Source organism: Protaetiibacter intestinalis (genome assembly GCF_003627075.1).
Taxonomy (GTDB): domain Bacteria; phylum Actinomycetota; class Actinomycetes; order Actinomycetales; family Microbacteriaceae; genus Homoserinibacter; species Homoserinibacter intestinalis.
In genome coordinates, this window is the sequence record NZ_CP032630.1 from 2,374,887 (window position 1) to 2,398,117 (window position 23,231).

Genomic DNA, 23,231 nt, shown 5'->3' on the forward strand with positions numbered 1-23,231 from the left:
GGGGTGGGTGCGCGTTGCGTGCATCCACCCCGACGCGTGCCGAACGAAAGCGACATCGATGAGCGAAGCGCTGTTGAGCGTGCGCGACTTCTCGGTCGTGTACGACGTCGATCCTCCCGTGGCCGCCGTGAAGAACGTGACCCTCGAACTGCGCCGCGGCGAGATCCTGGGACTCGCGGGCGAGAGCGGATGCGGCAAGACGACGCTCGCCTACGGGGTGCAGCGCCTGCTCAAGGCGCCCGCCGTCATCACCGGCGGATCCGTGGTGTTCCATGACGCATCCGGTGCCGACATCGACGTCAACGCACTCGACGCCGAGGAGATGCGGCGCTTCCGCTGGGACAAGGTGTCGATGGTCTTCCAGGGCGCCATGAACGCGCTCAACCCGGTCGCCCCGATCGGGCGGCAGCTCGAGGACGTCTTCGAGGTGCACCGCCCCGCGATGTCGCGCGCGACGCGACGCGCCGAGGTGGCGGAGCTGCTGGAGATCGTGAAGGTGGGCGCGGCGCGCGCCCGCTCGTTCCCGCACGAGCTCTCGGGGGGCATGCGGCAGCGCGTCATGATCGCGATGGCGCTCGCGCTGCGTCCGCAGCTCATGGTCATGGACGAGCCCACCACGGCGCTCGACGTCCTCGTGCAACGCGAGATCCTGCGGCAGATCTCGCAACTGCGTCACGAGTTCGGCTTCTCGGTCATCTTCATCACCCACGACCTGCCGTTGCTGCTCGAGATCAGCGACCGGATCGCGATCATGCGCGAGGGCGAGATCGTCGAGCTCGCCGCCGCGGAGCGCATCTGGAACGACCCGCAGGACGACTACACCCGGATGCTCCTCGCCTCGTTCCCCCGCCTGACGGGGGAGAGGGGGGTGGTGGCCCGATGAGCGTGCTCGAGTTCGACCACATCACCAAGATCTACAACGTGCGGGGCGCCGGCCAGATGAAGGCCCTCGACGACGTGAGCTTCACGCTCGAGTCGGGCCGCACGATCGGACTCGTCGGCCAGTCCGGCAGCGGCAAGTCGACGATCGCGAAGATCCTCACCCAGCTGGAGACCCCCACCACCGGCCGCGTGCTGCTCGACGGCGCGCCGATCCCGCGCCACGGGAAGGCGCTGCGCCGCTACCGGCAGCAGCTGCGCATGGTCTTCCAGGACCCGTTCGCCTCCCTCAATCCGTACCACTCCATCCGCTACCACCTCGAGCGCCCGCTGCGACTGGATCGCGTCGTGCCGTCCGATCAGGTGGATGCCGAGGTGCGGCGTCTGCTCGAGCGCGTGCGCCTCGACCCGGATGCCGTGATCGAGCGCCGTCCCCACGAGCTGTCCGGCGGTCAGCGGCAACGCGTCGCGATCGCGCGCGCCCTCGCCTCGCGGCCGAAGCTGCTCGTGGCCGACGAGCCGGTGTCGATGCTCGACGTGTCGATCCGCTCGGGCGTGCTGAACCTGCTCGCCCGACTGCAGCGCGAGGAGGGGCTCGGCGTGCTCTACATCACGCACGACCTCGCGACCGCCCGCCACTTCAGCGACGAGATCATGGTGCTCAACCAGGGACGCGTCGTCGAACGAGGTCCCGCCGACGAGGTCATCCTCCACCCGCAGGATCCGTACACGCGCGAGCTGCGTGCGGCGTCCCCCGACCCCGAGAAGCACTTCGCGACCGTGGGTCGCGAGCCGGGAGGAGCGCGATGACCGCCGTCCAGCCGCCGACCCTCGAACCCGAGGTCGACGCCCTCGAGGTCGGCACCACCGCGACCCGCACGACCGGCGCGCGCTCCCGCATCCCGTGGCGTTTCCTCGGCGGCCGCGCCGCCTTCTACCTGTTCACGCTGTGGGCGGCCATCACCATCAACTTCTTCCTGCCCCGCATGATGAAGGGCGACGCCGTCGACCAGTACCTCGCCCGCAACCGCAACGTCAGCCCGGAGGCGGCGGATGCGTTGCGCGCGCTGCTCGGGCTCGACACCGACAAGTCGCTCTTCGAGCAGTACATCGACTACTGGGCGCACCTGCTGCGCGGCGACCTCGGCGTCTCGCTCCTGCACGGGCTGCGGCCGGTCACCGAGGTGATCTCTCAGGCCCTGCCGTGGACCATCGGACTCGTCGGCTTCGCGACGATCGTCGCCTTCACGATCGGCACGGTCGGCGGGGCGATCATCGGCTGGCGGCGCGGCAGCAGGCTCGACGTGTTCATCCCGATCACGACGTTCCTGGGCACCATCCCGTACTTCTGGCTCGGGATGCTCGCGATCGCCGCCTTCTCGGTGAACCTGCGGTGGTTCCCGATCGGCAAGGCGTACGGCGTCGGCACGAAGCCCGAGTGGTCGTTCGAGTTCATCGGCGAGGTCATCCACCACGGCACGCTCCCCGTGCTCACCATCGTCATCGCCTCCCTCGGCGGCTGGATGCTCGGCATGCGCAACATGATGCTCACCGTGCTCGACGAGGACTACATCACCGTCGCCCAGGCGAAGGGGATGCCGAACCGCCGCGTGCTGTGGGGGTACGCGGCCCGCAACGCCGTGCTGCCGCAGATCCAGAGCTTCGCGCTCTCGCTCGGCTTCGTGGTCGGCGGGACGATCGTCATGGAGATGGTGTTCAGCTATCCGGGCATCGGCAAGCTGCTGCTGGACGCCACCAACGCGAAGGACTACGCGCTCATGCAGGGCGTGTTCCTCGTCATCACCCTCTCCGTGCTCGTCGCCAACCTGCTGGCCGACGTCGCCTACGCCTTCCTCGACCCGCGCACCCGTCAGACCGAGGCCTGAACCATGACAGACACCACACGCGACCGCGACCGGCCCACAGGGGTCGGCACCCCCGAGACCTTGCTGATCCGCACGGCCACGAGCCCGCGGGGCTCGGGCGACCGGGGGAGGCTCGGGAGCCGCATCGGCTCGGCATTCGCCATGTTCCGCAACGGCAAGTCGATCACCGGGCTCGCGATCCTCGCGTTCTTCGTGCTCGTGGCGATCTTCGCCGACGTGCTCGCGCCCTACTCGCCGACCAAGGTCAACCCGACCGAGCGCCTCAAGCCCCCGTCGCCCGAGCACTGGCTCGGCACGACCCACATCGGCGAGGACGTGCTCAGCCAGGTGATCCACGGCACGCGCGGCGTCATCGTCGTCGGCTTCCTCGCCGCGGCGATCGCCACCGTCATCGCGATCACCGTCGGCGTGATCGCGGGCTACCTGACGGGGTGGAAGAGCGAGAGCCTGTCCGCGCTCACCAACGTCTTCCTCGTCATCCCCGGCATCCCCCTCATCATCGTCGTCGCCTCCATCTTCGAGGACCCGCCGCTGTGGGCGATCGCCGCGGTGCTGGGGCTCATCGGCTGGGCGTGGGGCGCGCGCGTGCTGCGCGCCCAGACGATGTCGCTGCGCAACCGCGACTTCATCCTCGCGGCGCGGGCCAACGGCGAGCCGCTGCGCCGCATCATCCTCGTCGAGATGCTGCCGAACCTCATGGCGCTCATCGCCGCGAGCTTCGTCGGCACCGTGACCGCGGCCATCCTCGGCCTCACGACGCTCTCCTACATCGGCGTCATCCCCGTCACGACCTACAACTGGGGCACGATCCTCAACTGGGCCTCGGCGCAGGGGGCCTTCCAGCAGAACCAGTGGTGGTGGTACCTGCCTCCGGGTCTCTGCATCGCGATCATCGGCGTCGCGCTCTCGCTCATCAACTTCGGCATCGACGAGTACGTCAACCCGCGCCTGCGCTCGGCGGGCGAGCGCGCCCGCGCGCTCAAGAAGAAGGGCCTCGACGTGAACGACGCCGTCACCGCCGTGCGCCCCGAACCCGCCGCGCCCGGCGAGAGAGTCCAGGCATGACCGAACCGTTCCGCGACCCGACCCTCGACACGAGCGAGCGGGTCGCCGACCTGCTCGCGCGCATGACGCTCGAGGAGAAGATCGGCCAGATGCTGCAGCTGGATGCGCGGGGCGACCTCGCGGACATCGTGCGACGACGCCACGCCGGCTCGATCCTGCACACCTCGCCCGAGCGCATCCTCGAGGCGAACCGGCTCACCGCCGACACCCGCCTGCGGATCCCGTTGCTCGTGGCCGAGGACTGCATCCACGGGCACTCGTTCTGGCCGGGTGCCACGATCTTCCCCACCCAGCTCGGCATGGCCTCGTCGTGGGATCCGGAGCTGCTCGAGAGGGTCGCGCGCGCGACGGCGGTCGAGGTCGCCGCGACGGGCATCCACTGGACCTTCTCGCCCGTGCTCTGCATCGCCCGCGACCTGCGCTGGGGGCGCGTCGACGAGACCTTCGGCGAGGACCCGCACCTCATCGGCGAGTACGCCTCCGCCATGGTGCGGGGCTATCAGGGCGACGGTCTCGCCGACCGCACCGCGATCCTCGCCACCGCGAAGCACTTCGCCGGCTACAGCGAGACACAGGGCGGCCGCGACGCATCCGAGGCCGACATCTCGCGTCGCAAGCTGCGCTCCTGGTTCCTGCCGCCGTTCGAGCGCGTCGCGCGCGAGGGGTGCCGCACCTTCATGCTCGGCTACCAGACGACCGACGGCGTGCCGATCACGGTCAACGACTGGCTGCTCACCGAGGTGCTCAAGAACGAGTGGGGATACACCGGCGCCCTCGTCACAGACTGGGACAACGTCGGGCGGATGGTGTGGGAGCAGCGCGTGCAGCCCGACTACGCGCACGCGGCGGCGGCGGCAACCCGCGCCGGCAACGACATGATCATGACGACCCCCGGCTTCTTCGAGGGGGCGCTCGAGGCGGTCGAGCGCGGGATGCTGCCGGAGGACGCCTTCGACGCCGCCGTGGCGCGGATCCTCGCCCTCAAGTTCGATCTCGGGCTCTTCGAGGACCCGCGCCTCCCCGTCGCCGACCACGACGACATCGTCGGGCAGCCCGCCCATCGGGAGCTCAACCGGGAGATCGCCCGGCGCTCGCTCGTGCTGCTCGAGAACGACGGCACCCTGCCGCTCGGTGTGGAGCCCGGCGCGGCGGGTGCCGCGACGCGGCCCCTGCGCATCGCGGTCGCGGGCCCCCTCGCCGACGACGCCCAGTACCAGCTCGGCGACTGGGCGGGCGGCTCGGGACAGGCGGGCTGGCTCGACGGGCAACCGCGTGAGCTCATCACGACGGTGCTCGACGGCCTGCGCGAACTCGCGCCCGCGGGGTCGCACGTCGACTACGCGCGCGGCGCCGACATCCTGACCCTCGAACCGCATCCGCTGGGTTCGCACTTCGCCGACGGGCAGCCGAGGCCGCCCGTCGTGCAGGCGTGCCCGCCCGATGCGGAGCTCATCGCGGCGGCCGTCGCCGATGCCGTGCGGGCCGACGTCGTGGTGGCGGTGGTCGGCGACCACATCGAGCTCGTCGGCGAGGGCCGCTCGACCGCGACCCTCGAGCTGCTCGGCGGCCAGAACGCCCTGCTCGACGCACTCGTCGCGACCGGGACGCCCGTCGTCGTCGTGCTGCTCGCCTCCAAGCCGCTCGTGCTGCCGGAGTCGGTGGCGGATGCCGCCGCGGTGATCTGGGCCGCCAACCCGGGCATGGAAGGCGGTCGCGCGATCGCCGAGCTGGTGCTCGGGCACGTGGAGCCCTCGGGACGGCTGCCGATCTCCTTCGCCCGGCACGTCGGGCAGCAGCCCATCTACTACAACCAGATCCGCGGCCAACACGGCGACCGGTACGCCGACCTCACGCAGTCGCCCGCCTGGGCGTTCGGCGAGGGGCGTTCCTACACGGGCGTCGACTACCGCGATCTCGCGCTCTCACGATCCGAGGCCGGCATCGACGACACCGTCGTCGCCGAGGTCACCGTGACCAATACCGGGCGGCGGCCGGTGCGCGAGACGGTGCAGCTCTACCTGCGCGACGAGGTGACGAGTGCGAGCTGGGCCGACAAGGAGCTCAAGGCCTACCGTCAGCTGACCGTGGCGCCCGGCGCATCCGAGCGGGTTCGCATCGAGCTCCGGGTCGCCGACTGCACGATCGTCGACGCGGCGGGCGTGCGGGTGGTCGAGCCGGGGGACTTCGAGGTTCTCGTGGGACCCTCGTCGCGCGACGCGACGCTGCTGTCGGCGCGGTTCCGCGTCGGTAGCAGCGGCTCAGACGTAGCCGCCCCTCTCTAGCCCCGCCTCCACCTCGAAGCGGTTGGTGAGCGGCGCCGACCCCGCCGCGAGGTACAGCAGCGGCAGGCTCATCCCGTAGTGCCGCCACTGCACGCGGTGCGCGGCCTCGTGCGCGAGCACGGGGTCGGAGAGGTTGTCGCGCGTGAGGTACACGGCGCCGATCGTGGTGCCGCCGCGACCGAAGGCCCAGCGCGGCAGCCGGTGGATGATGTGCAGACCGTGGCTCGTGCGGTGGCGTCCCAGCAGGATGCTGCCCCACACGAAGGCGCACGCGGTGGCGAACCAGTAGCCGGGCAGCGCGACCGCGCGCCAGAGGAGCACCCGACGCAGGCCCGGCACCGCCACGACGGCCCGTACGAGACCCGCCGCCGCCCGTTCGACGCGGTTCGGATGCAGCGGCCGCACGGGAGGCGTCATCCGGTGGTCCCCGGGCGCCCGAACGCCTCCAGCCACCGCAGCCACACCTCGCTCACGGTGGGGTAGGCGGGAACGGCGTGCCAGAGCCGATCGAGCGGCACCTCGCCGACGACCGCGATCGTGGCCGCCTGCAGCAGCTCGCCGACATCCGGGCCCACGAAGGTCGCGCCGACGAGCACGCCGCGGTCGAGGTCGACGACGGCTCGCGCCCGCCCCGCGTAGTCGTCGGCGTACACCGTGGCGCCCGCGAGCCACGACAGCTCGTAGTCGAGCACCCGCGTGCGCAGGCCCGCCCGTTCGGCGGCGGCGGCCGTGAGCCCGACCGAGGCGACCTCCGGATCGGTGAAGGTCACCTGGGGCACGGCCCGGTGGTCGGCGGTCGCCACGTGCGCACCCCACGGGGCGTCGTCGACCGCGCGACCCGCCGCGCGCGCGGCGATCGCGTCACCCGCGGCACGCGCCTGGTACTTGCCCTGGTGGGTGAGCAGGGCGCGGCCGTTGACGTCGCCGACCGCGTAGAGCCACTCGAAGCCCGGCACCCGCAGGGTGTCGTCGACCTCGATGCGGTCGCCGGCGGCGAGCCCGAGCTCCTCGATCCCCAGGTCGCGCGTGCGCCCCGTGCGTCCGGTCGCGACGAGCACGCGCTCGGCGAGGATGCGACTGCCGTCGCCGAGGGTCAGCACGGCGTTCTTCTCGGCGGCGTGCGCCGCCACGACGTCGGTGTCGGTGAGCACCCGCACGCCCGCGCCTTCCAGCCCCGCCCGCACGGCATCCGCCGCGAACGGCTCCTGGCCACCCAGCAGACCGTGCCGGGCCACGAGGGTGACGCGGCTGCCGAGGCTCGCGTAGGCGGTCGCGAGCTCGCAGCCGACGACGCCCCCGCCGAGCACGGCGAGCGTCGCGGGCGCCTCGGAGGCGGAGGTCGCGTCGCGGCTCGTCCACGGGTCGAGCTCGGCGAGACCCGGCACGGCGGGCAGCACCGGCACCGAGCCGGTGCACACGGCGACCGCGTGCCGCGCCTCGAGCTCGACGACCGTGCCGTCGGACGCCGTGACGACGACGCGTCGCGGGCCCGTGAACCGCGCATGGCCGCGCACGAGCTCGATGCCCGCCCCGTCGAGCCACTGCACCTGGGAGGCGTCGGAGCGGTCGTGGGTGATGCGGTCGCGGCGGCGGAACACCGCGCGCGGATCGAGCTCGCCCGTGACCGCCTCCGCGGCACCCGCGACCGCCCGCGCCGCGCGGAGGGCGGCCCCGGCGCGCAGCAGCGCCTTCGACGGCATGCAGGCCCAGTAGGAGCACTCGCCGCCGACCAGCTCCTCCTCGACGATGACCGTCTCGAGTCCGCCCTGCGTGGTGCGGTCGGCGACGTTCTCGCCGATCGCACCCGCGCCGATCACGATCACGTCGACCTCGCGCACGCCCATGCCCCGAGCGTAGGCGTCCGCGGCCCGGTCGCGAAGGCCTCAGCCGCGCAGGGCCGCGATGATCCGCAGGATCGCCGGGGCGTCGTCGACCGCGTGCTCGGCCGACTCCGGGGCGAAGGACGCGATCGTGGCGCCCGCGAGCGGCGCCCGCGAGAGGACCGCCTTGACCGCGGCGACGAGCTGCGCCGTCGTCACCCCGAACGGGATCGGCTCGAGCAACCCCGAGAACTCGGACGGGTCGAGCACGTCGAGGTCGATGTGGATGTAGACCCGCGCCGCGCCCGTCGCGGCCACGGCATCCGCGAGCCGCTCGGCCTCCGCGATCGCGTCGACGTCGAGGGAGACGATGCCCTTCGCGGCCGCGAAGTCCTCCTCGGCGGCGTCCCAGGAGCGGGCGCCCGCGACGAGCACCCGTGAGGCGTCGACGGTGCCGTCCTCGACGAGGGCGGCGAGCACCATGCCGCCGAAGGCGCCGGAGGGCGAGGTGCTGGGCGTGTTGAGGTCGGGGTGGGCGTCGAACCACACGACGGCGAGGTCGTCTCCCGCGACGTGGGCGACGGCGCCCGCCGAGACGGCGCAGTCGCCGCCGATGACGATCGCGGGTCCGTCGTGCTCGTCGAGCGTGTCGATGAGGCGCTCGCGCACGAGCTGCAGCGAGCTGAAGCGCGCGATCCCGGTGCCCTGGGAGTCGCCGGACTCGAGCGGCACGGCCACCTCATGGGTCGCGGAGTCCGGCAGGTCGGCGCGGATCGCGGCGGCGCCCTCGGCGAGCCGCATCGCGCGGCTCGAGGGCGAGCCCTGCCACTGCGGGACGACGACGAAGACGGCCATGGTGCCTCCCGGATCGGATGGCGGGCGGGGGTGCGCCCGTACCGGATCCTATTGCGCGGAGGTGACGGTGATCGGGGTGAACGCGGAAGTGGCGAACGCGATCGTGCCGTCGTCGCGGCGGATCGCGAGCACCGCGCCCGCGTCGTAGCCGCCCGCGGCGAGGGGTGCGCCGGTGCAGTCGACGGCGTCGAGCGGCGCGTCGAACTCCCGCACGTCGCCGGGTGCGAGTGCCACGTCCGCGGCATCCTCACCGCCCGTCGACCAGCCCACGACGACGCCGTCCGACGACAGCAGCAGCGTGGGGGCCGAGGCGAGCACGCCGCGCAGCTCGTCGTCGCCCCCGTTCGCGAGCATCAGCGCGACGTCCCCTCCCGAGACCTCCTGCGTGATCGTGAGCGTCGCAGTCGTCAGCTCCTCACCGCTCCAGAGCGGCGGCAGGCACGACACCGTGATCCCGGGGTAGGGCGTGCCCTCCTGCGTGGAGCGGGCGTCGAACTCCTGCCCCGCACCGTCGGCGGCGTCGGGAGCCGCGGCGGATCCGGCTTCGTCGCTCGCGCCCATCGGACGCATCGCGCCCACGCCGTACCCGACCGGCACGACGACGGCGACGGCCGCGAGACCGACGATCAGGCCCGCCGCGGCCTGGCGCGGACGACGGCGCGCGCGGGCGCGGCGGATGACGGCGTCGACGTCGAGACGCGACTCCTCGCCGCCGTCGCCCCGCAGCATGGCGCGCAGTTCAGCTTCGTCGGGCACGGTCGCCCTCCTTCGGGTCGGGCGCGGACGCGGGGCGCCGCAGCGGCGTCGTGCCGGTGCCGGGGCGGGCGCCGCCCGGACCGAGCCGCCCCTCCGCGGTGCCGTCGTCGGCGAGCGCGATCGCCATCTTGGCGAGGCCGTCGCTCAGGTAGCGCTTGACGGCACCCGAGCTGATGCCGAGCGTCGCGGCGATGTCGTCGACCTTGAGGTCGTCGTAGTAGCGCAGCACGAGGCAGGCGCGCTCGCGCGGGGTGAGCTTCTGGAGTTCCTCGTGCACGTCGAGCCGCAGCTCGATCGCGCCGTCCGCGGGGGGCAGCTCGTCGGGCTGGTACTGGGCGGGCGCGATCCGCCGCCACAGGGTCACGCGCCGGCCGTGGTCGAGGGAGGCGTTGAGGATGGCGCGGCGCACGTAGGCCTCGGCCGATTCGACGCTGAAACCGTTGCGGAGGCGGCCGAAGGTGCGCACGAGGGCGTCCTGCACGAGGTCGGCGGCGTCATCCGGACTGCCGGTCAGCAGCCGCGCGTAGCGCAGCAGCGCATCCCCGCGCTCGGCGACGAGCTCGGCGACGACCTGCTCCCAGCCGGATGTGCGTGCCACGGATTCCTCCCCTCTATCTGATCAGACGGAGGTTCGAGGGAGAACGTTGGGGAGAGGGTGCCCTTGACACGATTCGAACGTGCGACTTCTTCCTCCGGAGGGAAGCGCTCTATCCACTGAGCTACAAGGGCGGGACTGACCTAGGTTAGCAGCATGGACCACGCCCCCTCCGCGACCTGCCGGCGCCCGTGACGCCCCGGCGGGAGGTGTGCACGAGCCTCGTGTTCGAGGTGTCCGACCCGACCGCCTTCGTGCTCGCGGTGGCCGTCGCCGAGGGGGTGCCCACGACCGTCGAGACCCTGCGGGTGGCCCTCGACGGCGAGCCGGTGGAGCCGCGTCCGCTCACCGAGGGGCACGGCACGCGGCTGTCGCTGTTCGAGACGACCCCCGGCATCCTGCAACTCGACTACACGGCGACGGTCGTCGGGCGCGCGGAGCCGGCCCCCGTCGACGCCGTCGACGCGGTCGTGTACCTGCGGCCGAGCCGCTACGTGCAGTCGGACACCCTCACCCCGTTCGCCCGCGACACCTTCGGCGGGCTCGAGGGGTGGCCGCTCGCCCGCGCGGTCGGCGAGTGGGTGCACGACCGGCTCGAGTACCGGCCGGACGCCACCTCACCGACCGGGGGTGCCGTCGAGACGCTCGAGGTGGGTGCGGGTGTCTGCCGCGACTACGCGCACCTCACGGCGGCGCTGCTGCGCGCCCTCGACCATCCGGCCCGGATCGTGTCGGTGTACGCGCCGCAGCTGGACCCCATGGACCTGCACGCCGTCGTCGAGGTGCTCGTCGAGGGCAGGTGGGTCGTCGTCGACGCGACACGCCTCGCGCCGCGCACCGGCCTCGTCCGCATCGCGACGGGCCGCGACGCGACCGACACCGCGTTCGAGACCAACACCCTCGCCGACGTCGAACTGCTCACGATGTCGATCGACGCGCGCGCCGACACCGTGTTCGCGGACGATCCCGACGAGCCCGTCGAACTCGGCTGAGCGAGGGCCGCTCAGGGCAGCGCGGTCAGCACGGCCGAGACGATCGGCTCGGCGTCGCCCGGCTCGAGGAAGTAGCTCGAACGCACGACGACCCAGTAGTCGCGGTCGAAGACGATCGCCTCGCCGACGCCGGCGGTGACCGCGAAGTACGCCTCGTCGGCGTCGTAGGTCGGCACCATCGTGCTCGACGAGTACGCCTCGTTCGCGAGTTGCTCGAGGGTCGCCGCGTCGTAGGAGGCGACCGACACGTCGATCGTCTCGCCGCTCGTGTCGTTCTGCCAGCGGCAGGCGGTGCCCTCGTCGGCGAGCGCGTGCGCGGCGGCCGAGGAGGCATCCGGCGTCCACGAGTCGAGCAGGCTGAAGTTCGGGTTGAAGTCGTACATCGCCTGCGCGCTCACGAGCGTGTCGCACGGCACCTCGACGGGGCTCGACTGCGGCGGGGCCGTCGTCTCGGTCGGCTCCGGGGTGGGGGTGGGGGTGTCGCTCGGCGTCGGCGGGTCGGTGACGGGGGCGGGCTCCGGGGTCGTGCACCCCGTCAGCAGGAGCGCGGCGGTGAGGAGCGCGGATGCGGACAGCACGGTGACGGGGGAGCGGCGCGGCATTCCCCCATTCTCACCCGGATAGGATCGAACCTCGTGAACCCCGCCGAACTCGCCGCCGTCCTGCTCGAGATCGTCCGCAGGGCCGCCGCCGAGCGCGGGACCGACCCCGACACGATCGCGCCGGAGGACGCCGCGCTCGAACGGCCCCGCAACCGCGAGCACGGCGACTGGGCGTCCAACGCCGCCCTCAAGCTCGGCAAGCGCCTCGGCGTACCGCCTCGCGAGTTCGCCGAGCAGCTCGTCGCGGCGCTGCGCGAGGTCGACGGCGTCGCCGCGGCCGACGTGGCCGGACCCGGCTTCCTCAACATCACCCTCGACGCGGCCGCCGCCGGCGTGCTCGCCGAGCGGATCCTCGAGGCGGGGGAGGCGTACGGGCGCGGCGAACTGTATGCCGGCGTGCGCATCGACCTCGAGTTCGTGTCCGCCAACCCGACCGGCCCCATCCACATCGGCGGCACCCGCTGGGCGGCGGTCGGCGACAGCCTCGCGCGGCTGTTCGAGGCGCAGGGTGGCGAGGTCACCCGCGAGTACTACTTCAACGACCACGGCGCGCAGATCGACCGCTTCGCGCGCTCGCTGCTCGCGGCCCACCTCGGCGAGCCGGCCCCCGAGGACGGCTACGGCGGCAGCTACATCCTCGACATCGCGGCGCGCGTCGAGGCGGACTACCCGGGCGACCTCTCCGCGCTCAGCCGCGCCGAGCAGCAGGAGGTGTTCCGCGAGCTCGGCGTCACCCAGATGTTCGGCGAGATCAAGGCGAGCCTGCACGACTTCGGGGTCGACTTCGACGTCTACTTCCACGAGAACTCGTTGCACGAATCCGGCGCGGTCGAGCGGGCCGTCGCGCGACTGCGCGAACTCGGTCACATCTACGAGGCCGACGGCGCCACCTGGCTGCGCACGACCGAGTTCGGCGACGACAAGGACCGCGTCGTCATCAAGTCGGATGGCGAGCCCGCCTACATCTCGGGCGACCTCGCCTACTACCTCGACAAGCGCGAACGCGGATTCGACCGCTGCCTCATCATGCTGGGCGCCGACCACCACGGCTACGTGCAGCGCCTCATGGCGATGACGGCCGCCTTCGGCGACGTGCCGTACGTCAACCACGAGATCCTCATCGGGCAGCTCGTGAACCTCGTGCGCGGCGGCGAGCCGATGCGCATGTCCAAGCGCGCCGGCACCGTCGTCACGATGGAGGACCTCGTGGATGCCGTGGGCGTCGACGCGGCGCGGTACGCGCTCGTGCGCAGCTCGATCGACTCCAACATCGACATCGACCTCGACCTGCTCGCCAAGAAGACCAACGACAACCCGGTCTTCTACGTGCAGTACGCGCAGTCCCGCACCCGCGCCGTCGCCCGCAACGCGGCGACCGCCGGTGTCGAGCGCACCGGGTTCGATCCGGCGCTGCTCGTGCACGAGACCGAGAGCGAGCTGCTCGGCGCCCTCGCCGAGTTCCCGCGGATCGTGCTGCAGGCGGCCGAGCTGCGCGAGCCGCACCGGGTGGCCCGCTACCTCGAGGAGCTCGCCGGCTCGTACCACCGCTGGTACGGCGCCTGCCGCGTCATCCCGCTCGGCGACGCCCCCGTCGAGGACGTGCACCGTGCGCGCCTCACCCTCAACGACGCCACCGGCCAGGTGCTGCGCAACGGCCTCGCGCTGCTCGGCGTCTCGGCACCCGAGCGGATGTGACGTGACCGCAGGGGTCACGAGCCCCGCGCCGCTTCCCCGGAGGCGCCGCGCGTGGCCGTGGGTGCTCGGCGGCATCGTGCTGCTCGTGGCGGGCGCCGCCGTCGCGGTCGATCTGCTCGCGCGCGGCTACGCGGAGGACCTGATCGCCGACCGCGTCGCGGATGCGCTCGACGTGCCCGCGGGCACCCCCGTCGAGGTGGACCTCGGCGGCGGATCGATCCTGCTGCAGGCACTCGGCGGCAGCATCGACGAGGTCGGCATCCGTGTCGACGCCCTCGGGCTCGGGCCGCTCTCGGGTGACCTCGCCATCGACGCCGAGGGGGTGCCGATCGACCCGGCGCAGCCCACGCGGGCGCTCACGGCGAGCTTCACGATCCCGGAGGCAGCCCTGCAGGGCATCTCCTCCGAGCTGAGCGGCGTGCCCATCGACTCGGTGACGCTCGCCGAGCCGGAGATCGTGGCCGACGGCACCGTCTCCGTGTTCGGCCTCTCGCTGCCGCTCGGCCTCGGGCTCACGCCGGGCGTGGCCGACGGGGCGATCGCCTTCACCGTGACGAGCATCCGCATCGGCGACCAGCAGCTCGACACGGCGGCCCTCACGGGCGACCCGGTGTGGGGCGCGATCGCGGGAACCGTGCTGCAGCAGCGCAGCGTCTGCATCGCCGACCGGCTGCCGGACGCGCTCACCCTCGCGGACGCGGATGTCGTGGGCGGCACCCTGCGGGTCGTGCTCGACGGCTCCGGCGCACCGCTCGCCGACTACGACACGAAGGGCACCTGCCCCGCCTCCTGAGCCCCGTGCATCCACGTGGGCATGTGCACCCCGCTAGACTGACGGCGGCTTCAGGGGCCAAGCCGGGTCCGCTCGCCTCACTCTCATCGTTCCGACGACGACCTCTGTGGGGATTCCCGTGACCGTCAATCCGCTCGCACCCGGGTGGCTCGCCCATCCGGACGACGCGAACGCCCTCGCGCCCGCCGTCTGGCCGGCGAACGCCGACCGCGCGGGCTCCGGGGCGCTGCGCATCGCGGGTGTCACCGCGCCCGCGCTGCACGCCGCCTACGGCACCCCGCTCTACGTCGTCGACGAGGAAGCCGCCCGCGACCGGGCCGCGCGCATCCGCGACGCCTTCGCCGACGCCTTCGCGTCGAGCGGCGCGCGCACGACCGTCTACTACGCGGGCAAGGCGTTCCTCACGATCGAGGTGGCGCGCTGGATGGTCGACGACGGCCTCAACCTCGACGTGTGCAGCGGGGGAGAGCTCGCCGTCGCGCTCGCGGCCGACATCGACCCGCACCGGCTCGGGTTCCACGGCAACAACAAGAGCCTCGCCGAGATCGACCAGGCGGTCGAGCTCGGCGTGGGCGCGATCGTTCTCGACAGCGTCGTCGAGATCGACCGTGTCGCCCAGGCCGCCACCCGTCACGGGCGCGTGCAGAACGTGCGGCTGCGCATCAACAGCGGCGTGCACGCCTCCACCCACGAGTACCTCGCGACCGCCCGCGAGGACCAGAAGTTCGGCATCCCGCTCGCCGACGCCGCAGCCGCCGTCGCCGCGATCCGCGCCCAGCCGAGCCTGAGGTTCCTGGGCCTGCACTCCCACATCGGCTCGCAGATCTTCGAGTCCGCCGGTTTCGCGGAGGCCGCGCGTCGGCTGCTCGAGGTGCACGCGACGCTCCTCGAAGGCGGCGAGGTGCCCGAGCTGAACCTCGGCGGGGGCTTCGGCATCGCCTACACGGGCGCCGACGAGGTGGCCCCCATCGAGCGTCTCGCGACGGAGCTCGCAGAGGTGGTGGGCTCGGAGTGCGCACGGCTCGGCATCCCGGTGCCCGCGATCGCGATCGAGCCGGGGCGCGCCATCATCGGGCCGGCGGGCGTCACCCTGTACGAGGTCGGCACCGTCAAGGACGTGACGGTCGACGACACCGCGGTGCGCCGCTACGTGAGCGTCGACGGTGGCATGAGCGACAACCTGCGCACCGCCCTCTACAAGGCCGACTACTCCGTGCGCATCGCGAACCGCGTCTCGGATGCCGACCCCGCGCTCGTGCGGATCGCCGGGAAGCACTGCGAGTCGGGCGACATCGTCGTGCAGGCCGACTACCTGCCGGGCGACGTGCGCCCGGGCGACCTGCTCGCGGTGCCCGCGACGGGCGCCTACTGCTGGTCGCTCTCCAGCAACTACAACTACCTCGGCCGTCCCGCGGTCGTCGCCGTGCGCGACGGGCGCAGCCGCGTGCTCGTGCGCCGCGAGACGGAGTTCGACCTGCTGCGTCGCGACTCCGGCTACAGCTCGAGCGCCGAGGACATCGACCACTCCACCCGACCGTGAGCCTTCCATGATCGAATACCGCAACCTCCGCATCGCCATCCTCGGCGCAGGCTCCGTCGGAGCCCAGGTCGCCGCCCTCCTGCTCGAACACGGCGAGGAGCTCGCCGGTCGTGTCGGCGCCGGCCTCGAGGTGGTCGGCATCGCCGTGCGCGACCTCGACGCGCCGCGCACGGCCGAGCTGCCGCGCGAGCTGTTCACGACGGATGCGCGCTCGCTCATCCTGGGCGCCGACATCGTCATCGAGGTGATGGGCGGCATCGAGCCCGCCCGCGAGTACATCGAGCTCGCCCTCACCTCGGGTGCCGACGTCATCACCGCGAACAAGGCGCTGCTGGCGACCCACGGCCCCGAGCTCTTCGCGATCGCCGAGCAGGTGGGCGCCCAGCTGTACTACGAGGCCGCGGTCGGCGGCGCGATCCCCATCATCCGCCCGCTGCGCGACAGCCTCGCGGGCGACCGGGTGCGGCGCATCCTCGGCATCGTCAACGGCACGACGAACTACATCCTCGACCGCATGGACCGCCAGGGCGACAGCCTCGAGTCGGCCCTCGCCGTGGCCACCGAGCTCGGCTACGCCGAGGCGGACCCCACGGCCGACATCGAGGGCTACGACGCCGCGCAGAAGGCGTCGATCCTCGCGAGCCTCGCCTTCCACACGATCGTGCCCGTCGACGAGGTGCACCGCGAGGGCATCACGGGCATCACCCACGAGCAGGTGCGCTCGGCGCAGCGCTCGGGCTACGTCATCAAGCTGCTCGCCGTGTGCGAGCGGCTCACCGACCCGGAGACGGGCGTCGACGGCGTGAGCGCCCGCGTGCACCCCGCGCTCGTGCCGGCGAGCCACCCGCTCGCCGCCGTGCACGGCGCCAACAACGCCGTGTTCGTCGAGGCGGAGGCCGCCGGCGACCTCATGTTCTACGGCGCGGGCGCGGGCGGTGTCCAGACCGCATCCGCCGTGCTCGGCGACCTCGTGTCCGCGGCGCGCCGCCACGTCGTCGGCGGCCCGGGCGTCGCGGAGTCGACACAGGCCGACCTGCCGATCCTGCCGATCAGCTCCGTCGTCACGCGCTACCAGATCACCCTCAGCGTGTACGACCGCCCGGGCGTGCTCGCCCAGATCGCGACCCTGTTCAGCGAGCACGGCGTCTCGGTCGAGGCGGTGCAGCAGAGCGTCCCCGCCCCCGTCTCCGGCGGTCCGGGCGACGAGCCCGGCGGCGCTACGCTGGTGATCGGCACGCACCGGGCCACCGAGGCCGCCCTCGCGGACACGGTCGCCGCCCTCGCCGACAGCCCCGTCGTCGAGCGCGTCGAGAGCGTGCTGCGGGTCGAGGGCCTGTAGCCGGCTCGAGGGAGCCGACGAGAGAGTCAGACAGTAGGGAATACATGGCACACCAGTGGCGCGGCGTCCTCCGCGAGTACGCGGACCGACTCGACGTCTCCGAGGCGACCCCCGTCATCACCCTCGGCGAGGGAGGCACCCCGCTCATCCCCGCCGCCGCGCTGTCGGCGCGCACGGGCGCGAAGGTGTGGGTCAAGTTCGAGGGCATGAACCCCACCGGCTCGTTCAAGGACCGTGGCATGACGATGGCCGTCTCGAAGGCCGTCGAGCACGGCGCGAAGGCGATCATCTGCGCCTCGACCGGCAACACCTCGGCCTCGGCGGCCGCCTACGCGACCCACGCGGGCATCACCGCGGCCGTGCTCGTGCCGGAGGGCAAGATCGCCATGGGCAAGCTCGCCCAGGCGATCGCCCACGGCGCCGAGCTGCTGCAGGTGCGCGGCAACTTCGACGACTGTCTCGACATCGCGCGCGACCTCGCCGCCAACTACCCCGTCCACCTCGTGAACTCGGTCAACAACGACCGCATCGAGGGGCAGAAGACGGCGGCCTTCGAGGTCGTCGAGGTGCTCGGCGACGCCCCCGACTTCCACTTCATCCCGGTCGGCAACGCCGGCAACTACACCGCCTACACGCGGGGCTACAAGGAGGAGGCCGAGCGCGGCGTCACGACGAAGCGCCCGCGGATGTTCGGCTTCCAGGCGGAGGGATCGGCCCCCATCGTGCGGGGCGAGATCGTGCGCAACCCGGAGACCATCGCCTCCGCGATCCGCATCGGCAACCCCGCCTCCTGGGAGCTCGCGCTCACCGCGCGCGACGAGACCGACGGCTACTTCGGGGCGATCAGCGACGCCAAGATCCTCGAGGCGCACCGCATCCTCTCGAGCGAGGTCGGCATCTTCGTCGAGCCGGGTTCGGCCGCGAGCGTCGCGGGTCTGCTCGACCGCGCGGAGGCCGGTGCGATCCCGAAGGATGCGACGATCGTGCTGACGGTCACCGGCCACGGCCTCAAGGACCCGCAGTGGGCGCTCAAGACGGCCGACGGATCCGACGTGCAGCCGACGAGCGTCGGTGTCGACGTCGCCGAGATCGCCGGCGTGCTGGGCCTCGCGCAGGGCGCTGCATGAGCCTCCTCGGGCGCGCCGTGACGGTGCGGGTTCCCGCGACGACGGCGAACCTCGGACCGGGGTTCGACACCCTCGGCATGGCGCTCGCCGTCTACGACGAGCTGCAGGTGACGGTGCGCGAGCAGCCGGGCGCGACCGTGCAGGTCATCGGGGTCGGCGAGGGCGAGGTGCCCACCGACGAGAGCAACCTCGTGGTGCGCTCGATCGCGCACACCTTCGCCGCGGTGGGCCAGGAGCTGCCGGGCCTCGAGCTCGTCGCCCACAACGCCATCCCGCACGGCCGGGGGATGGGATCCTCCGGTGCCGCGATCGTCTCGGGGATCATGGCGGCCAAGGGGCTGCTCGAGGGCGTCGTCGAGTTCGACGAGGAGCTCCTGCTGAAGCTCGCGACCGAGCTCGAGGGGCACCCCGACAACGTCGCCCCGGCGCTGTTCGGCGGGCTCACGATCACCTGGGTCACCCCCGAGGGGCCACGCTTCAAGAAGCTCATGGTGCACCGCGGGGTGAGCCCTCTCGTCGCCGTGCCGGTCGAGCTCACGATGTCGACGGCGCTCGCCCGCAGCCTGCAGCCCGAGTCGGTGCCGCACGAGGACGCCATCTTCAACGTCTCGCGCTCCGCGCTGCTCATCGCGGCGCTCGTCCAGAGCCCGGAGCTGCTGCTCGCCGCGACCGAGGACAAGCTGCACCAGAACTACCGGGCGAGCGCGATGCCGCAGACCCACGCCCTCATCCAGATGCTCCGCGCCGAGGGCCTCGCGGCCGTCGTCTCCGGGGCCGGTCCCTCGATCCTGGTGCTCGGCAGCGACCCCTCGCAGCGGCTGCGCGCGGCGGAGCTCATCGCCGAGCACGCCGAGTCGGAGTGGGACTGCCGGATGCTCGCCGTCGACTTCCGGGGTGCTACAGTGGTGCTGCACTCGGACGACGCCGCGGCGTAACCCGGCGCGAGGGTGCATCTCACCGGCACTCGCCAACCGCAGTTCTGCGCATCCGTGCAACCCGACCGCAACCGGCGATGCCCCCCACCCGGGAAGTTCTGTGCCCGGGTCGAAAGGACGATCCAGTCGTGACCGACACCACCATCCCCGCCGATGGCGCGGGGAACCGCGCCGCGCTGAGCCGGCTGCGGCTCGCGGAGCTCCAGGCTCTCGCCGCCGCACGCGGCATCACCGGCGTTTCCCAGATGCGAAAAGGAGATCTCGTGACCACTCTCTCCGACCTTTCCGAGACCGAGGGCGCACCCGTCGAGGACGCCCCCGCGGAGGCACCCGTCGAGGAGACCCCCGCACCCGAGGAGGGTGCGACGAGCGAGGAGGCAGCCCCCGCCGAGGAGGCGCCGGTCTCCGAGGAGCAGGCGCCCGTCGAGGAGCCCGCCGCTGAGGAGCCGGCCGCTGAGGCGCCCGTCGCCCCCGCCCGCCGCGGCTCGCGTCGCGCGAGCGCCGCCTCCGCCGACGCCGCGGCGATCGCCGCCGTCCTGCCGACCGTGACCGCGACGGAGCAGCCGCGCCGCAGCGCCGCCCAGCACGCCGCCCAGGCCGAGCTCGGACTCGAGCTCGACAAGCTCATCCCGGCCGCCGAGGCCGAGGGTGAGGCCGAGGGCGAGGCCCAGCCGAGCCGTCGCAGCCGCAACCGCCGCGGAGGCCGCGGGCAGGGCGCCCAGAACCAGGGTCAGCAGGGCCAGAACCAGGGCGGCTCCGCCGCCGAGGGCGACGCCGAGCAGCCCGCCGAGAAGTCGCAGGGCGGCCAGCAGGGCCAGAACCAGGGCGGCCAGGAGGGCGACGGTCGGGGCCGAGGCCGCTACCGCGACCGCAAGCGCGGGGGCCGCGGCGGGGTCGTCGACGAGCTCGACCCGGAGATCTCCGACGACGACGTGCTCATCCCGATCGCCGGCATCCTCGACGTGCTCGACAACTACGCCTTCGTGCGCACCACCGGCTACCTCCCCGGCCCGAGCGACGTCTACGTCTCGCTCGGCCAGGTGAAGAAGTACAACCTGCGCAAGGGCGACGCCGTGGTCGGCGCCATCCGCCAGCCGCGCGACGGCGAGCAGGGCAGCGGTCGCCAGAAGTACAACGCGATCGTGAAGATCGACTCCGTCAACGGCCAGACCGTCGACGAGGCCGCGGACCGCGTCGACTTCGGCAAGCTCACCCCGATCTACCCGAACGAGCGCCTGCGCCTCGAGACGAGCCCTGAGAAGCTCTCGACGCGCATCATCGACCTCATCGCGCCGATCGGCAAGGGCCAGCGCGGCCTCATCGTCGCGCCCCCGAAGGCGGGCAAGACGCTCATCCTGCAGGCCATCGCCAAGGCCATCGCGGTCAACAACCCCGAGGTCCACATCATGGTGGTGCTCGTGGACGAGCGGCCCGAAGAGGTCACCGACATGCAGCGCTCGGTGAAGGGCGAGGTCATCGCCTCGACCTTCGACCGTCCCGCCGAGGACCACACCACGGTCGCGGAGCTCGCGATCGAGCGCGCGAAGCGCCTCGTCGAGCTCGGCAACGACGTCGTCGTGCTGCTCGACTCGATCACCCGCCTCGGCCGCGCCTACAACCTGGCCTCGCCGGCCTCCGGGCGCATCCTCTCCGGCGGCGTCGACGCCTCGGCCCTCTACCCGCCGAAGCGCTTCTTCGGCGCGGCGCGCAACATCGAGGGCGGCGGTTCGCTGACCATCCTCGCGACGGCGCTCGTCGAGACCGGCTCCAAGATGGACGAGGTCATCTTCGAGGAGTTCAAGGGCACCGGCAACATGGAGCTGCGGCTCTCGCGCGCCCTCGCCGACAAGCGCATCTTCCCGGCGGTCGACATCTACGCCTCGAGCACCCGCCGCGAGGAGGAGCTGCTCTCGGCCGACGAGGTCAAGATCACCTGGCGTCTGCGTCGCGCGCTCGCCGGACTCGAACTGCAGCAGCAGCTCGAGGTCGTGTTGTCCAAGCTCAAGGAGACCGGTTCCAACACCGAGTTCCTCGTGCAGATCCAGCAGTCGCTCCCCGCGGGCGGCGGCAACGGCAACGGCGGCGCGGCCCACCACAAGGGCTGAGGCGTGTTCGATTCGGTCCAGTCGCTGCTGGCCGAGCACGAACAGCTCCAGCAGCAGCTCGCGGATCCCGCGATCCACGCGGATGCGGCGCGCGCCAAGAAGGTCAACCGGCGTTACGCCGAGCTGAGTCAGATCGCGCACGCCCACGAGCAGTGGCAGCAGGCCGAGTCCGACCTCGAGGCGGCGCGCGAGCTCGCCCGCGAGGACGAGGCGTTCGCCGAGGAGGTGCCCTCGCTCGAGGAGGGTCTCCAGGCTGCCCAGGAGAAGCTGCGGCGGCTGCTGATCCCGCGCGACCCGGACGACGGGCGTGACGTGATCATGGAGATCAAGGGCGGCGAGGGCGGCGAGGAGTCGGCGCTGTTCGCGGCCGACCTGCTGCGCATGTACCTGCACTACGCCGAGTCGCGCGGCTGGAAGACCGAGCTGCTCGAGCGCACCGAGTCCGACCTCGGCGGCTACAAGGACGTGCAGGTCGCGATCAAGTCGAACGCCACCGACCCCGCCGAGGGCGTCTGGGCGAGCCTCAAGTACGAGGGCGGCGTGCACCGCGTGCAGCGGGTGCCGGCCACCGAGTCGCAGGGCCGCATCCACACCTCGACGACGGGCGTGCTCGTCTTCCCCGAGGTGGACGAGCCGGAGGAGATCCACATCGACCCGAACGAGTTGAAGATCGACGTCTTCCGCTCCTCGGGCCCCGGCGGCCAGTCCGTCAACACGACCGACTCCGCGGTGCGCATCACCCACCTCCCCACCGGGATCGTGGTGTCGATGCAGAACGAGAAATCGCAGCTGCAGAACCGCGAGGCGGGCATGCGCGTGCTGCGCGCGCGGCTGCTCGCCAAGCAGCAGGAGGAGCTCGCGGCGGTCGCCTCGGACGCCCGCAGGAGCCAGATCCGCTCGATGGACCGCTCCGAGCGCATCCGCACCTACAACTTCCCCGAGAACCGCATCGCCGACCACCGCACCGGCTACAAGGCCTACAACCTCGACCAGGTGATGAACGGCGCCCTCGGCCCCGTCATCGAGTCGTGCATCCAGCTGGACGAGGAGGCGCGCCTCGCGGCCCTCGGCACCGCCGACGACTGATGGCTCCGACCGTCGCCGAGCTGCGCGCCCACGGCATCCGCGTGCTCGAGTCCGCGCGCGTGCCGACGCCCGAGGCGGATGCCGAGCTGCTGCTCGCGCACGTGCTCGGCCTCACGCGCGGCCAGGTGCAGGCGAAGGCCGTCACGGGCGGCGTGGTCGGGGCGGACGAGCGGCTCGCCTTCGTCGAGGCGCTCGAACGTCGCGCCGCGCGGGAGCCGCTGCAGCACATCACGGGGGTCGCCCCGTTCCGCTCGCTCGAGCTCGCGGTGGGACCCGGGGTCTTCGTGCCGCGGCCCGAGACCGAGTTCGTGGCGCAGCTCGCGATCGACGCGCTGCAGGCGACGGCCGTGCCCCAGCCCGTCGCCGTCGACCTCGGGACGGGCTCCGGGGCCATCGCCCTCGCCCTCGCGACCGAGGTGCCGCACGCCCGGGTCACCGCGGTCGAGAACTCGCCGCGCGCCTTCATCTGGGCCAAGCAGAACGCCCGCACGGTCGACGCGGACAACCTGCGGCTCGTCTTCGCCGACCTCGCCGATGCGGTCCCCGAGCTCGACGGCACGGTCGACGTGGTCGTGTCGAACCCGCCGTACATCCCCGACGACGCGATCCCGCGCGACCCGGAGGTGCGGCTGCACGACCCCGCCGTCGCGCTCTACGGCGGCCCCGACGGGCTCGACATCGTGCGGGCGCTCTCCCAGCGCGCCCTCCGGCTGCTGCGCGAGGGGGGAGCCCTCGTCATCGAGCACGGCGAGCTCCAGGGCGCGGAGCTGCGGGCGCTGCTCGAGGCGGACGGCTGGCGGGCCACGGCGACCCATCGCGACCTGCTCGGACGCGACCGCGCGACGACCGCCGCACGCGGCCCGCGAACCTAGGATGGGG

At 72.4% G+C, this 23,231-nt stretch carries 21 protein-coding genes and 1 tRNA gene; 15 read left to right on the forward strand and 7 right to left on the reverse strand.

What is annotated here, in order from left to right:
• Nucleotides 1–58 precede the first annotated feature (58 nt).
• The 5 genes from D7I47_RS11240 (at nucleotide 59) to D7I47_RS11260 (ending at nucleotide 6,112) form a co-directional block, all read left to right on the forward strand.
• A complete protein-coding gene (locus D7I47_RS11240) occupies nucleotides 59–883 on the forward strand; it encodes an ABC transporter ATP-binding protein (protein ID WP_120763136.1) in 825 nt (274 codons plus the stop codon).
• Entirely contained in the window at nucleotides 880–1,689 is an 810-nt protein-coding gene (locus D7I47_RS11245) for an ABC transporter ATP-binding protein (RefSeq protein ID WP_120763137.1), read from the forward strand. The genes D7I47_RS11240 and D7I47_RS11245 overlap by 4 nt, the downstream gene beginning before the upstream one ends.
• A complete protein-coding gene (locus D7I47_RS11250) occupies nucleotides 1,686–2,765 on the forward strand; it encodes an ABC transporter permease (protein ID WP_120763138.1) in 1,080 nt (359 codons plus the stop codon). The genes D7I47_RS11245 and D7I47_RS11250 overlap by 4 nt, the downstream gene beginning before the upstream one ends.
• A gap of 141 nt (nucleotides 2,766–2,906) precedes the next feature.
• A complete protein-coding gene (locus D7I47_RS11255) occupies nucleotides 2,907–3,830 on the forward strand; it encodes an ABC transporter permease (protein WP_227000985.1) in 924 nt (307 codons plus the stop codon).
• A complete protein-coding gene (locus D7I47_RS11260; protein ID WP_120763140.1) occupies nucleotides 3,827–6,112 on the forward strand; it encodes an exo-beta-d-1,3/1,6-glucosidase in 2,286 nt (761 codons plus the stop codon). The genes D7I47_RS11255 and D7I47_RS11260 overlap by 4 nt, the downstream gene beginning before the upstream one ends.
• Here the strand turns inward: D7I47_RS11260 and D7I47_RS11265 are convergent.
• The 6 genes from D7I47_RS11265 to D7I47_RS11290 form a co-directional block, all read right to left on the reverse strand.
• Nucleotides 6,089–6,529 carry a hypothetical protein gene (locus D7I47_RS11265; protein ID WP_227000646.1) on the reverse strand — a complete coding sequence of 147 codons (441 nt, stop codon included), beginning with the start codon at nucleotides 6,527–6,529 and terminating at the stop codon, nucleotides 6,089–6,091. The two genes, D7I47_RS11260 and D7I47_RS11265, sit on opposite strands and share 24 nt — an antisense overlap.
• A complete protein-coding gene (locus D7I47_RS11270) occupies nucleotides 6,526–7,956 on the reverse strand; it encodes a dihydrolipoyl dehydrogenase family protein (RefSeq protein ID WP_120763141.1) in 1,431 nt (476 codons plus the stop codon). The genes D7I47_RS11265 and D7I47_RS11270 overlap by 4 nt, the downstream gene beginning before the upstream one ends.
• Nucleotides 7,957–7,995: 39 nt before the next feature.
• Nucleotides 7,996–8,787 (reverse strand): arginase family protein, encoded by a 792-nt coding sequence (locus D7I47_RS11275; protein ID WP_120763142.1) that lies wholly within the window; start codon nucleotides 8,785–8,787, stop codon nucleotides 7,996–7,998.
• Nucleotides 8,788–8,835: 48 nt separating this feature from the next.
• Entirely contained in the window at nucleotides 8,836–9,543 is a 708-nt protein-coding gene (locus D7I47_RS11280; RefSeq protein ID WP_120763143.1) for a hypothetical protein, read from the reverse strand.
• The gene (locus D7I47_RS11285; protein ID WP_120763144.1) at nucleotides 9,527–10,141 is read right to left on the reverse strand and encodes a SigE family RNA polymerase sigma factor; all 615 of its coding nucleotides are present in this window, start codon (nucleotides 10,139–10,141) and stop codon (nucleotides 9,527–9,529) included. The genes D7I47_RS11280 and D7I47_RS11285 overlap by 17 nt, the downstream gene beginning before the upstream one ends.
• A 58-nt stretch (nucleotides 10,142–10,199) precedes the next feature.
• Nucleotides 10,200–10,272 (reverse strand) — tRNA-Arg (locus tag D7I47_RS11290).
• Between the two features lie 57 nt (nucleotides 10,273–10,329).
• On the opposite strand from D7I47_RS11290, the gene D7I47_RS11295 reads away from it, so the two are divergent.
• Nucleotides 10,330–11,130, forward strand: coding sequence for a transglutaminase-like domain-containing protein (locus tag D7I47_RS11295; RefSeq protein ID WP_227000648.1), 801 nt, complete (start codon nucleotides 10,330–10,332; stop codon nucleotides 11,128–11,130).
• A gap of 11 nt (nucleotides 11,131–11,141) precedes the next feature.
• On the opposite strand, the gene D7I47_RS11300 is transcribed toward D7I47_RS11295, so the two are convergent.
• A complete protein-coding gene (locus tag D7I47_RS11300) occupies nucleotides 11,142–11,732 on the reverse strand; it encodes an arginyl-tRNA synthetase (RefSeq protein ID WP_120763145.1) in 591 nt (196 codons plus the stop codon).
• A 33-nt stretch (nucleotides 11,733–11,765) separates the two neighbouring features.
• On the opposite strand from D7I47_RS11300, the gene argS reads away from it, so the two are divergent.
• From argS to prmC, 9 genes are all read left to right on the forward strand, one after another.
• Nucleotides 11,766–13,427 carry an arginine--tRNA ligase gene (gene argS, locus D7I47_RS11305; protein WP_120763146.1) on the forward strand — a complete coding sequence of 554 codons (1,662 nt, stop codon included), beginning with the start codon at nucleotides 11,766–11,768 and terminating at the stop codon, nucleotides 13,425–13,427.
• 1 nt (nucleotide 13,428) lies between these two features.
• The gene (locus D7I47_RS11310; RefSeq protein WP_157981713.1) at nucleotides 13,429–14,220 is read left to right on the forward strand and encodes an LmeA family phospholipid-binding protein; all 792 of its coding nucleotides are present in this window, start codon (nucleotides 13,429–13,431) and stop codon (nucleotides 14,218–14,220) included.
• 118 nt (nucleotides 14,221–14,338) lie between these two features.
• Entirely contained in the window at nucleotides 14,339–15,760 is a 1,422-nt protein-coding gene (gene lysA, locus D7I47_RS11315) for a diaminopimelate decarboxylase (protein WP_120763148.1), read from the forward strand.
• A 7-nt stretch (nucleotides 15,761–15,767) separates the two neighbouring features.
• Nucleotides 15,768–17,099: a homoserine dehydrogenase gene (locus D7I47_RS11320; protein WP_120763149.1), complete on the forward strand. Its 1,332-nt coding sequence runs from the start codon at nucleotides 15,768–15,770 to the stop codon at nucleotides 17,097–17,099.
• Nucleotides 17,100–17,143: 44 nt separating this feature from the next.
• The gene (gene thrC / locus D7I47_RS11325) at nucleotides 17,144–18,226 is read left to right on the forward strand and encodes a threonine synthase (protein ID WP_120763150.1); all 1,083 of its coding nucleotides are present in this window, start codon (nucleotides 17,144–17,146) and stop codon (nucleotides 18,224–18,226) included.
• Nucleotides 18,223–19,161, forward strand: coding sequence for a homoserine kinase (gene thrB / locus D7I47_RS11330; protein WP_120763151.1), 939 nt, complete (start codon nucleotides 18,223–18,225; stop codon nucleotides 19,159–19,161). The genes thrC and thrB overlap by 4 nt, the downstream gene beginning before the upstream one ends.
• Before the next feature lie 77 nt (nucleotides 19,162–19,238).
• Complete coding sequence (gene rho, locus D7I47_RS11335; protein WP_193726436.1) at nucleotides 19,239–21,266, forward strand: transcription termination factor Rho; 2,028 nt, start codon at nucleotides 19,239–19,241, stop codon at nucleotides 21,264–21,266.
• 3 nt (nucleotides 21,267–21,269) lie between these two features.
• Nucleotides 21,270–22,352 (forward strand): peptide chain release factor 1, encoded by a 1,083-nt coding sequence (prfA, locus tag D7I47_RS11340; protein WP_120763153.1) that lies wholly within the window; start codon nucleotides 21,270–21,272, stop codon nucleotides 22,350–22,352.
• Nucleotides 22,352–23,224 carry a peptide chain release factor N(5)-glutamine methyltransferase gene (gene prmC / locus D7I47_RS11345; protein ID WP_120763154.1) on the forward strand — a complete coding sequence of 291 codons (873 nt, stop codon included), beginning with the start codon at nucleotides 22,352–22,354 and terminating at the stop codon, nucleotides 23,222–23,224. Before prfA ends, prmC begins: the two co-directional genes overlap by 1 nt.
• The last annotated feature ends 7 nt before the right edge of the window (nucleotides 23,225–23,231 follow it).

Excerpts from the sequence above, each read along its gene's own strand:
- D7I47_RS11255 (WP_227000985.1), top strand. The coding sequence starts at position 2,907 with ATGTTCCGCAACGGCAAGTCGATCACCGGGCTCGCGATCCTCGCGTTC.
- rho (WP_193726436.1), top strand. The coding sequence starts at position 19,239 with ATGCCCCCCACCCGGGAAGTTCTGTGCCCGGGTCGAAAGGACGATCCA.
- D7I47_RS11270 (WP_120763141.1), bottom strand. The coding sequence starts at position 7,956 with ATGGGCGTGCGCGAGGTCGACGTGATCGTGATCGGCGCGGGTGCGATC.
- D7I47_RS11245 (WP_120763137.1), top strand. The coding sequence starts at position 880 with ATGAGCGTGCTCGAGTTCGACCACATCACCAAGATCTACAACGTGCGG.
- prmC (WP_120763154.1), top strand. The coding sequence starts at position 22,352 with ATGGCTCCGACCGTCGCCGAGCTGCGCGCCCACGGCATCCGCGTGCTC.
- D7I47_RS11300 (WP_120763145.1), bottom strand. The coding sequence starts at position 11,732 with ATGCCGCGCCGCTCCCCCGTCACCGTGCTGTCCGCATCCGCGCTCCTC.
- D7I47_RS11240 (WP_120763136.1), top strand. The coding sequence starts at position 59 with ATGAGCGAAGCGCTGTTGAGCGTGCGCGACTTCTCGGTCGTGTACGAC.
- thrC (WP_120763150.1), top strand. The coding sequence starts at position 17,144 with ATGGCACACCAGTGGCGCGGCGTCCTCCGCGAGTACGCGGACCGACTC.
- D7I47_RS11250 (WP_120763138.1), top strand. The coding sequence starts at position 1,686 with ATGACCGCCGTCCAGCCGCCGACCCTCGAACCCGAGGTCGACGCCCTC.
- D7I47_RS11320 (WP_120763149.1), top strand. The coding sequence starts at position 15,768 with ATGATCGAATACCGCAACCTCCGCATCGCCATCCTCGGCGCAGGCTCC.
- D7I47_RS11275 (WP_120763142.1), bottom strand. The coding sequence starts at position 8,787 with ATGGCCGTCTTCGTCGTCGTCCCGCAGTGGCAGGGCTCGCCCTCGAGC.
- thrB (WP_120763151.1), top strand. The coding sequence starts at position 18,223 with ATGAGCCTCCTCGGGCGCGCCGTGACGGTGCGGGTTCCCGCGACGACG.
- D7I47_RS11265 (WP_227000646.1), bottom strand. The coding sequence starts at position 6,529 with ATGACGCCTCCCGTGCGGCCGCTGCATCCGAACCGCGTCGAACGGGCG.
- D7I47_RS11260 (WP_120763140.1), top strand. The coding sequence starts at position 3,827 with ATGACCGAACCGTTCCGCGACCCGACCCTCGACACGAGCGAGCGGGTC.